8 protein-coding genes and 2 pseudogenes are annotated in these 10,541 nt (G+C 68.0%); 7 read left to right on the forward strand and 3 right to left on the reverse strand.

Features of this window, described 5'->3' with window-relative positions; all coding sequences use genetic code 11:
• Both H162_RS32305 and pyk read right to left on the reverse strand, forming a co-directional pair.
• Positions 1-500: IS1/IS1595 family N-terminal zinc-binding domain-containing protein (locus H162_RS32305; protein ID WP_040788524.1), on the reverse strand; the 500-nt coding region annotated here is incomplete at its 3' end.
• A gap of 249 nt (positions 501-749) precedes the next feature.
• Positions 750-2,189, reverse strand: a complete 1,440-nt coding sequence (gene pyk, locus H162_RS0128990) for a pyruvate kinase (protein ID WP_020656978.1) — start codon at positions 2,187-2,189, stop codon at positions 750-752.
• A gap of 143 nt (positions 2,190-2,332) precedes the next feature.
• Here pyk and H162_RS0128995 point away from each other — a divergent pair, with 143 nt between their 5' ends.
• From H162_RS0128995 to H162_RS0129010, 4 genes are all read left to right on the forward strand, one after another.
• A complete protein-coding gene (locus tag H162_RS0128995) occupies positions 2,333-2,689 on the forward strand; it encodes a YciI family protein (protein WP_026355245.1) in 357 nt (118 codons plus the stop codon).
• 106 nt (positions 2,690-2,795) lie between these two features.
• Entirely contained in the window at positions 2,796-3,194 is a 399-nt protein-coding gene (locus H162_RS0129000) for a YciI family protein (RefSeq protein WP_020656980.1), read from the forward strand.
• Positions 3,195-3,223: 29 nt separating this feature from the next.
• Positions 3,224-3,631 carry a VOC family protein gene (locus tag H162_RS0129005; RefSeq protein ID WP_020656981.1) on the forward strand — a complete coding sequence of 136 codons (408 nt, stop codon included), beginning with the start codon at positions 3,224-3,226 and terminating at the stop codon, positions 3,629-3,631.
• Positions 3,631-4,899: an RNA polymerase sigma factor gene (locus H162_RS0129010; RefSeq protein WP_020656982.1), complete on the forward strand. Its 1,269-nt coding sequence runs from the start codon at positions 3,631-3,633 to the stop codon at positions 4,897-4,899. The genes H162_RS0129005 and H162_RS0129010 overlap by 1 nt, the downstream gene beginning before the upstream one ends.
• Positions 4,900-5,250: 351 nt before the next feature.
• Here the strand turns inward: H162_RS0129010 and H162_RS0129015 are convergent, their stop codons facing one another.
• On the reverse strand, positions 5,251-6,870 hold the full coding sequence (locus H162_RS0129015) for an HD family phosphohydrolase (RefSeq protein ID WP_026355246.1): 1,620 nt from the start codon (positions 6,868-6,870) through the stop codon (positions 5,251-5,253).
• A gap of 176 nt (positions 6,871-7,046) precedes the next feature.
• On the opposite strand from H162_RS0129015, the gene H162_RS0129020 reads away from it, so the two are divergent.
• The 3 genes and pseudogenes from H162_RS0129020 to H162_RS35090 all read left to right on the forward strand — a co-directional run.
• Positions 7,047-7,937: an MBL fold metallo-hydrolase gene (locus tag H162_RS0129020; RefSeq protein ID WP_026355247.1), complete on the forward strand. Its 891-nt coding sequence runs from the start codon at positions 7,047-7,049 to the stop codon at positions 7,935-7,937.
• Positions 7,934-10,259 (forward strand): annotated as a pseudogene (locus H162_RS35890) (GspE/PulE family protein). The gene H162_RS0129020 and the pseudogene H162_RS35890 overlap by 4 nt, the downstream one beginning before the upstream one ends.
• A 102-nt stretch (positions 10,260-10,361) precedes the next feature.
• A pseudogene (locus H162_RS35090) lies at positions 10,362-10,541 on the forward strand (hypothetical protein); the annotation flags it as partial.

Genomic DNA, 10,541 nt, shown 5'->3' on the forward strand with positions numbered 1-10,541 from the left:
GGACGATCGAGCTTGCGCGATCCCTTTTGCGATTCGAGCAGGAACATTTCGTCGGCCTCGGCAATGCCTTTTAAACTGCTTGGCCGGTCGAGTTTGGCCAGGTGCAGGAAGCGGTGGCGCCAGCGAAAGCTCGTATTCCGATGCACGCCCACCGCCTTGGCCGCCGCCCGGATCGACTTCGAGTCGAGCATGGTGTCGAGGTAATCGAGCCATTTCGAACGGTGCCGCAAGCGCGCCAGCGGCGTGCCGGTGAGGTCGTTGAAGGTGCGCCCGCACTGGCGGCAGCGGTAGCGCTGCAAGCCATTGGCATGGCCATGCCGGTGATAGTGCCGGCTTGCGCAGGCGGGACAGCACCGGTGCGCTGCCCTGGCTTGCTCGATCACCTCGACGACCCGGTCCAGGCCAACGGCCGGACGCAGGGCTTGCAGCACCTGTGCCCGCTGGGGCCGGGTCAGCCCGGGCAGCCGTTTCAGCCACCTCTTGAAACTCGGCGCTTTCATCCTGCCTCCGCCCTCGATGCGATAGGCATTGGACCAGGCAAAAGCTCAACAGTTCATAGCGGACCCACAGGATACGGTGACAGCGCCTTTTTTTTGGCGCTGTCACCGTGAATGCCAGTCAGTCAAGGTGGCAGGGTTCAAATAAAAGGGGCGCCGTGGCAACGCAAGCTGTAGCTGGATGCGTGGGCGGGAACACCCGCCCACCCCACATCCTTAACTGGCCGGCATTCACGGTGACAGCGCCTCTTTTCATGTCCTCGACCTGCCCTCCTGGCCGAGCCGGGCGATGTGCAGCAGGTTGGTGTTCCCGGCTGCCCCGAACGGCATGCCGGCCGCGATCACGATGGTCTGGCCCGGCTTCGCCAGGCCCTCGCGCAGCGCGGTCGCGCAGGCGAACTCCGTCATCTCGGGGACCGACTCCACCGTGTGCACCAGCACCGCATGCACGCCCCACGCCAGCGCCAGGCGCCTGGCCGTGGCCAGGCTCGGGGTCATGCCGATCAGGCTGGCCCGGGGACGTTCGCGCGCAATCCGCAGTGCCGAGTGGCCCGAGGTGGTGTACGCGGCGGTCGCCGCCACATTCAGCAGGTCGGCCGCGCTGCGCATCGCCAGGCCGATCGCGTCCTCGATCTCCGCCTGGGGCGGGCTCGCATTCGCCTTGATGCTCTCCGCGTAATACGGGTCCGCTTCGGTCTGGACGATAATCCGGTTCATCATGGTCACCGCCTCGAGCGGATATTTGCCCGATGCGGATTCGGCGGACAGCATCACCGCGTCGACGCCGTCGTAGATCGCGGTCGCCACGTCCGAGGCTTCGGCGCGGGTCGGCACCGGCGCGCCGACCATCGATTCCAGCATCTGGGTCGCCACGATCACCGGCTTGCCGAGGCGGCGGCAGACGCGCACGATCCGCTTCTGGATCGCCGGCACCTGCTCGGCGGGCAGCTCGACGCCCAGGTCGCCCCGGGCCACCATGATCGCGTCGGAAGCCTGGACGATCGCCTCGAGTTCATTGATGGCGGCAGGCTTTTCCAGCTTGGCGACGATGCCCGCGCGTCCCCCGGCCAGTGCCCTGACCTCGTGGATGTCCTCCACCCTCTGCACGAAGGACAGGGCGACCCAGTCGACGCCGAGGCCGAGGCCGAAGGCCAGGTCCTTGCGGTCCTTGTCGGTGAGCGCCGACAGCGGCAGGACGACGCCGGGCACGTTGACGCCCTTGCGGTCGGACAGCACGCCGCCGTTGATGACGGTGGTATCGGCATGCCCTGCGGAGAAGCTCTCGACCCGCAGCTCGATGCGGCCGTCGTCGAGCAGCAGCCGGGTGTGCGTCTCCAGCGCCGCGAAGATCTCGGGGTGCGGCAGCGCGACGCGGTGGCGGTCGCCCGGCCGGTCCGCGTCCAGGTCGAGCCGGAAGGAAGCGCCGGTTTCCAGCCCCACCGAGCCGTCGGCGAAGGTGCCGATCCGCAGCTTCGGTCCCTGCAGGTCCATCAGGATGCCGATCGGGCGCCCCAGGCTGCTCTCCAGGCCGCGCAGGATATCGTAGCGCTTCCTGTGGTCCTCGTGCGTTCCGTGGCTGAAGTTGAGCCGGAACACGTCCGCGCCGGCCCGGAACATGGCTTCGAGGGTGGCGCCGTCGGTGCTGGCCGGACCGACGGTGGCGACGATTTTTGCTTTGCGATTGCGATGCATGGCGGGACTCCGTAGCTGCTTGTGCGGTGATCAGGATAGCGCGAAAACCTTGGCCCCTGGTATCGGCCGATCGGCGCAAGTGCGACCTGCATGGCCGCCGGAGGGCTTAGAATAGGACGGTTGCCATGACCGCAGGAGCCACCATGCCTCACATGTTGCTGATCCACGAACCCGTCGGCCAGCGCGCCACCCGCAGCGAAACGGAAGGCCGCGCCGTGTACGAGCGCATGCTGCGCTGGGGCGAGGAGCTGAAGAGCCGCGGCCTGCTGCTGGCCGCCGAGTCGCTCGCCTCGCAGGAACACGCGGTGCGCGTCAGCGCGCCGGGCGGCCGGCCACGCCTGGTCGACGGCCCCTTTGCGGAAGCCAAGGAAATGGTGGGCGGCTTCTTCCTCGTCGACGTGGGCACGCGCGAGGAAGCCATCGCCCTGGCCCGGGGCTGCCCGGCCGCCGAGTGGGCCACCGTCGAAGTCCGCGCGCTTGTCCCCTGCTTCGAGCGCTAAAAATATTCTTTTTTTCGCGGCCATGTCGAATCCGGCCGCTCCCGTTCGTCGTAGGGATGGAAGCCGGCCTTGCCGGTTTGCCCCAAGCAACCAACAGGAGAACGACATGCGTTTCATGATCATCGTCAAGGCCACGCCCTCGACCGAGGCGGGTGTGATGCCCGGCGACGCGCTGGTGGCCGCCATGGCCGACTACCACCAGGAACTGGCGCGCGCCGGGGTGCTGCTCGACGCCAACGGCCTGCAACCGAGCAGCCGCGGCTGGCGCATCCGCCATGAAGGCGGACGCCGCAGCGTGATCGACGGCCCGTTTGCCGAAACCAAGGAACTGATAGCCGGCTATACCCTGATCCAGGTGCGCTCGCGCGAGGAGGCGCTCGAATGGGCGCGCCGCTTCCCCGCCCCGCACGGCGAAGGCGTCGACGCCGAGATCGAGGTGCGTCCGCTGTACGAGCTGGACGACTTCCCCTCCTCCGAAGGCCTCGAGCGCATGCGCGCACTGTAATTCCACTCCGTTCAATGAAAGGAAACACGATGAACACCCAGATCTTCGTCAACCTCCCGGTCAAGGACCTCGAACGCAGCAAGGCCTTCTTCGGCGCGCTCGACTTCGGCTTCAATCCCCAGTTCACCAACCAGAATGCGGCCTGCATGTTCGTCAGCGACGACATCTACGTGATGCTGCTGGTCGAGGGCTACTTCCAGACCTTCACCCGCAAGCCGGTCGCCGACGCCAGCAAGGCGACCGAGGTGCTGGTCTGCCTGTCGCGCCCCAGCCGCGTCGCCGTCGACGAGATGGTGTCCAGGGCGCGCGCGGCCGGCGGCGCGGTGCCGAACGAGGCCAAGGACCACGGCTTCATGTACGCGCATGGCTTCGAGGATCCGGATGGCCACATCTGGGAGCTGGTCTTCATGGAATCGGCGCCGCCGGTCGAGATCTGATGGAGACAGGGGTCGGCAGCGCCATCGCGGCGGTCTGGCGCATCGAGTCGGCGGCCATCGTCGCCGGCGTGGCGCGCATGGTGCGCGACGTCGGGCTGGCCGAGGAACTGGCCCAGGACGCCCTGGTCGCGGCCCTCGAGCACTGGCCGCGCACCGGCATCCCGGAGCGCCCCGGCGCCTGGCTGCTCACCACGGCGCGCCATGCGGCGCTCGACCGCCTGCGGCGCGACCGGCTGCTACGCCGGAACCTGGAACAGATCGGCCTCGACCTCGAGGCCCAGGAGGCGCTGGTGACACCTGATTTCATCGACAGCCTGGATGCGCGGCGCCGCGACGTGATCGGCGACGACCTGCTGCGCCTGATGTTCACCGCCTGCCACCCGGTGCTGTCGCTGGATGCGCGCCTCGCCCTGACGCTCAAGCTGCTCGGCGGCCTGTCCACCGGCGAGATCGCGCGCGCCTTCCTGGTGCCCGAGGCGACCATGGCCCAGCGCATCGTGCGCGCCAAGCGCAGCCTGGGCGAAGCGAAGGTGCCGTTCGAGCTGCCGGAGCCCGGCGAACTGGACGCGCGCCTCGGCTCGGTCCTGGAAGCGGTCTACCTGATCTTCAACGAAGGCTATGCCGCCACCTCGGGCGAGGACTGGATGCGGCCGGCGCTGGCCGACGAGGCCCTGCGCCTGGGCCGCATCCTGGCCGGGCTGGCGCCGCGCGAACCGGAGGCCCACGGCCTGGTCGCGCTGATGGAACTGCAGGCCTCGCGCATGCGCGCGCGCATCGATGCCGCCGGGCGCCCGGTGCTGCTGCTCGACCAGGACCGCTCGCGCTGGGACGGCGTGCTGCTGCGGCGCGGACTGGCGGCGTTGGCGCGCGCGGCCCGCCTGGGCAGCGCGCGCGGGCCCTATGTGCTGCAGGCCGAGATCGCCGCCTGCCACGCGCGCGCCCATCGCGCCGACCTGACCGACTGGGCCCGCATCGCGTCCCTGTACGGAGAACTGGCGGCGCTGCAGCCCTCGCCGGTGGTCGAGCTGAACCGGGCGGTCGCGGTCGGCATGGCCGAAGGCCCGGCCGCCGGCCTGGCCATTGCCGACGCCCTCGCGGCCGGCGGCAGGCTCGATGGCTACCACTGGCTGCCGAGCGTGCGCGGCGACCTGCTCGACAAGCTCGGGCGCCCCCTCGAGGCGCGCCGCGAATTCGAACGCGCCGCCGGCATGACCGCCAACGCGCGCGAACGCGACCTGCTGCTGGAACGCGCCCGCAAGCTGGGCTAAAAAAAGCTTCCTCACGTATGAGCGGCAAACGCCAGGGCATTCAGGGTCAGGTCTGTCATTCGGACATGGACGCACAACCCTTGCGAAACCTCAAAACGGCTTTAAATATGGCGGGACTTTTTCCCTCGTTCCGACATGGTCCGTGATGCACGGGTTTCGCTGACAGAGTGAGCCGAGCATTGACGGGTTTAGGATAAACAAACCAGCATTGTGAGATAGAGCAAAGGTGCTCGATCGGTGTCCGAATGTCAGACCTGACCCTGAATCCCGCGGGCCGGAGGGCGCGCGGGGCTCGCAGGTGGTTCCCGGATCAGCGGACGATGCAGTCGACCGCATTGTCCGGTCCCGCCCTTACGGACGGTAGCCGGGGATCGCGGCCTCGTCGACGGGGTCGATCTGGGACGGATGCAGGTTCCTGTGCGCGAACTCGAGGTAGACCTTGCGCCGCACGAAGACGTCGAACAGGTCCGGATCGATATGGCCGTTGAGCGCGAACTTGCCCAGGATGTGGAGCGACTCCGACAGGGTCTTGCCCTTCTTATAGGGACGGTCGCACGCGGTCAGCGCCTCGAAGATGTCGGCGATCGCCATGATGCGCGCCTGCACCGGCATCTGCTCGCGCGTGAGCCCGCGCGGATAGCCCTTGCCGTCCATGCGCTCGTGGTGGCCGCCCGCGTATTCCGGCACGTTGCGCAGGTGCTTCGGCCACGGCAGCGATTCGAGCATGCGGATCGTCACCACGATGTGGTTGTTGATGATCTTGCGCTCTTCCTCGGTCAGGGTGCCGAAGCGCACCGTGAGGTTGAGCACCTCTTCCGCGCTCAGGAAGTCCTGTTCCTGCCCGTCGGGGCCGATCCAGCGCTGGCGCGCGATACGGCGCACCCGTTCCTGGTCCGCCTCCGGCATGCCTTCGCCGCCGACGTTGGCCCGGCGCAGGAAGTCGCGGTCGGACCTCAGGCGCGCCTGCTCCGACGCCAGCCGGTCGCCGATCGCGGCGATGTTCGCGCCCGGCTCGCACTGCGCGCGCAGCGCGCGGATCTCGCAGTCGCGCAGCAGCACCTCGAAGCGGGTGTCGACCAGCCCGATGCGATCGAAGATGGTCTGCAGCTTGGTGGCCTTGTCGACCACGTGCACCGGGGTCGTGATCTTGCCGCAGTCGTGCAGCAGGCCGGCCAGCCACAGTTCCCTGCGGTCGCCGTCGCTCATGCGAAAACGGGCCAGCGGGCCCTCGCCGGTCTCGTGCACCGCCTCGGCCAGCAGCATGGTCAGCTCGGGCACGAACTGGCAGTGGCGGCCGGTGTACGGCGACTTCTCGTCGATGCCGATGTTGATCAGGTTGACCAGCGCCTCGAGCAGGCCTTCGAGCTGCCTGACCAGTCCCTGGTTGGTCAGCGCCACCGCCGCCTGCGCGGCCAGCGCCTCGATGAAACGCTGGTCGGTCTGGCTGAAGGCGCGGATCGCGCCGCTTGCCGGCTCCCTGGCGTTGATCAGCTGGAGCACGCCCACCAGTTCGCCTTCGTGGTCGGTCATCGGCACCGTCAGGAAGGATTGCGAGTGGTAGCCGAAGGCGGCGTCGAAGTCGCGCATGCCCGAGAAATTGAAGGCGTCGGCCTGGTAGACGTCCTCGATGTTGACCGACTGGTTGAAGTTGGCGGCGTAGGCCGCCACCGAGGCCAGGTTCTTGCCGCCTTGGCTGTCGTACAGCGGCACCGGCTGGATCTCGATCGGCTTGCCGCCCGTCCCGCCGTGGTGGATGCCGAGGGTGTCGTTGAGCGAGATGTGGAAGCACAGCTGGCGCCCATCCTCGCTCGGCCGGTACAGGGTGCCGCCGTCGGCGTCGGTCATCTGCTTGGCCACGCGCAGGATGCGCTCGAGCAGCGCCGGCGTGTCGCGGGTGTCGCCGAGGGCCACGCTGACTTCGGTGAGCTGATGCAGGCGTTGCGCGATTTGAGACGGATTCAACTCTTGCATGATGGCGGACGGCGCGGGATTGCTAGATCATTATTCTTGGGAAGTGTAGCGTCGATGCGGCTTGCTGCACAACAGATCAAGTGATTATCTGCAATTTTTGGAGCCTGGCGGACACAAAACCGCTATCATCGGCTGTTCTAAAACAACAAGTCTTCGTTCTGGCTGGGGGTGTCACCATGAAATTCCGCTTCTGGGGTGTGCGGGGCTCGATCCCTTCCCCGGGTCCGCGTACCGCGCGCTATGGCGGCAACACGACCTGCATCGAGGTGCGGTCCGACGACGACACCCTGATCATCCTCGACGGCGGCACCGGCCTGTTCCCGCTGGCCCAGCACCTGCTGGGACGCCTGCCGGTGCATGCGAACATCTTCATCACCCACAGCCACTGGGACCACATCCACGGCCTGCCCTTCTTCATGCCGCTGTTCATCAAGGGCAGCCGGGTGCGCCTGCACGGGGCCGTCGACGACGTCACCGGGAACGGCATCGAGCACGTGATGGGCGTGCAGCTGCAGAACAGCTACTTTCCGGTCAGCGAGGCCCAGATGGATGCGACCATCGACTACCGCACCCTCGAGATCGGCGTGCCGATCGCGGTCGGCGACACGGTGGTCGGCAACGTCCTGATGAACCATCCGGTCACCAACCTCGGCTACCGCATCGACTGCCACGGCAAGTCGCTGTTCTTCACCGGCGACCACGAGCCCTGGTACAACCCGCATGCTCCCGGCGATCCGCGGCACGCGGCCTTCGAGGAACACCTGGCCGGCCGCCAGCGCGAGATCGATGCCGCCATGCGCGGCGTCGACGCCCTGATCGTCGACTGCTCGTACACGCGCGAGGAATACCCGGCCAAGCAGGGCTGGGGCCACGGCACCTTCGACGCCGCCTTCGAGATGGCGCTGCGGGTGGGCGCGCGCACGCTGTACTGCACCCACCATGAACCGACCCGCGGCGACGACGAACTGGAGGCGGCCTTCGCCGACGTGATGGCGCGCTTCCGGGACCGCCTGGGCGCGCTCGAGGTGCGCCTGGCCTACGAAGGACTGGAAGTCGAACTGCGATGAACGACACCGATGCCGGCGCCGACCGGCGCCTGGCCTTCTGGACCCGGCTGCAGCAGGTCACCACCCGCATCCACGCCACCGCCGACGTCGAGGAGATCATGCTCGGCCTGGGCATGGACTTCTGCGACCTGTTCCACTGCGAGCGCTTCACCCTGTACACGGTCACGCCCGAGAAGGACCACATCGTCTCCAGGGTCAAGACCGGCCTGAGCTCGTTCCGCGACCTGCGCCTGCCGGTCTCGGCCAGCTCGGTGGCCGGTTTCGTGGCGCTGTCGCGCCGGATGGTCTCGATCGCCGATGTCTACGACGAGGCCGAGCTGCGCCGGCTGTCGCCCGAGCTGCAGTTCCAGCGCGGGGTCGACCAGCGCACCGGCTACCGCACCCGCGCGATGCTGGTCGCGCCCCTGCAGGCGGCGGACGGCGAGCTGCTGGGCGTGGTCCAGTTCATCAACCACCGCGACGGCGGCGCCTTCCCCGCCATGCACCTGGACGGCGTGCGCCAGCTGTGCGACACCCTGGCGGTGGCGCTCGGCCAGCGCCTGGGTCCGCAGCGGGTGCGCGGCAAGTACGACGCCCTGGTGCACGAGGCGGTGCTGTCGGCCGCCGAGCTGGAACAAGGCACCCGCGCCGCGCGCGCCCGCGACATCGACATCGAGGACCTGCTGGTCGACGAACTGCAGGTGCGGCGCGCCGCGATCGGCGCCGCGCTGGCGAAGTTCTTCCATGTGCCCTACGAGCCGTTCCGGCCGGAGCGCGCCAGGCCGGTCGACCTGCTGCGCAACCTGAAGGTCCAGTACGCCCTGGAGAACGGCTGGCTGCCGCTGGAGGAAGGACGCGACGCCCTGGTGGTGCTGGCGCTCGACCCCGAGCGCACCGCGGCCAGCCGCATCGCCGGCCAGCTGTTCCCGAAGGCGCGCATCGCCTACCGGGTCCACCCGGCGCGAATTCCGCCAGACCGCCGAGCAGTTCTTCGGCCAGCCGGGCGGCGAATCGGTGGGCGAACTGCTGTCGGGGATGGACGACGACGAGGGCGGCGAGTCCTCGTCCGAGGTGTCGGAAGCGGTCGAGAACGAACTGGTGCGGCTGCTGAACAAGGTGATCGTGGACGCGCACCGCCAGGGCGTGTCGGACATCCACATCGAACCGCAGCCCGGCAAGGGCAGGACCGGCATCCGCTTCCGCAAGGACGGCGTGCTGGTGCCCTACATCGAGGTCCCGGCCAGCTACCGCGACGCGCTGGTGGCGCGCGTGAAGATCATGTGCGACCTGGACATCTCGGAACGGCGCAAGCCGCAGGACGGCAAGATCCGGTTCCGCAAGTACGGCCCGCTCGACATCGAACTGCGGGTGGCGACGATTCCCTCGGCGGGCGGGGTCGAGGACGTGGTGATGCGCATCCTGCAGGCCGGCGAGCCGATTCCGCTCGACCGCCTGGGCGTCTCGGACGCCAACCTGGCGCGCCTGCGTCCGGCCATCGAGAAGCCCTACGGCCTGTTCTTCGTGTGCGGCCCGACCGGTTCCGGCAAGACCACCACCCTGCATTCGATCCTGCACCACCTGAACACGCCGGAGACCAAGATCTGGACCGCCGAGGATCCGGTCGAGATCACCCAGAAGGGGCTGCGCCAGGTGCAGGTCAACCGCAAGGCGGGGCTGGATTTCGCCAGCGTGATGCGCGCCTTCCTGCGCGCCGACCCCGACGTGATCATGGTCGGCGAGATGCGCGACCGCGAGACGGTCGGCACCGCGATCGAGGCCTCGCTCACCGGCCACCTGGTGCTGGCCACCCTGCACACCAACAGCGCGCCGGAATCGATCGTGCGCCTGATGGACATGGGCATGGACCCGTTCAACTTCGCCGACGCCCTGCTCGGCGTGCTGGCCCAGCGCCTGGCGCGCCGGCTGTGCCTTCATTGTCGCCAGCCCTACCACCCGGATGGCGGCGAGATCGATGGCCTGCTGGCGGAATACTGCGAAGACCTGGCCGGCACCGCGGCCTTCCGCGCGGATCCCGGCGCCGCCCGCGCCGCGGTGCTGGCGGGCTGGCGCCAGCGCCATGCGGACCAGCAGGGCCGCTTCACGCTCTACCGGGCGGTCGGCTGCGAGGAATGCAACCGCGGCTACCGCGGCCGGGTCGGCCTGCACGAGCTGATGCTCGGCACCGAGCGGCTCAAGCGCCTGGTGGTGGAGCATGCGCGGGTGGCGGCGCTGCTGTCGGCCGCGCTCGAGGATGGCATGCAGACGCTGAAGATGGACGGCATCGACAAGGTGCTGCTTGGTGCGACCGATATCAAGATGGTCCGGGCCGTCTGCATCAGGTAGCCGCCCGGGACGAAAAAAGGTTCTTCACGGATTAGCGGGAAGTAACGCCAGAAAAGGGAAAGCGGTGAAGACGAGCTAGACTTGTTGTGCGACCAACAAAGAATGCTCATCCTCACCGCTTTCATGACGAATCATAATCTTGCCCTCCCGTTCTGGGAAGGGTTCTTTGCATCGAAATTGGAGCGCCGGCCGGGCGCAGTGTGGATCGATCTGCGCAGGGATCCTGCCGCCCCCATGGTGTGCAATGGCTGCGGCCATCACTGTCATCGAGTGCACGAGTCA

This window comes from Massilia niastensis DSM 21313, assembly GCF_000382345.1.
Classification (GTDB): domain Bacteria; phylum Pseudomonadota; class Gammaproteobacteria; order Burkholderiales; family Burkholderiaceae_D; genus Telluria; species Telluria niastensis.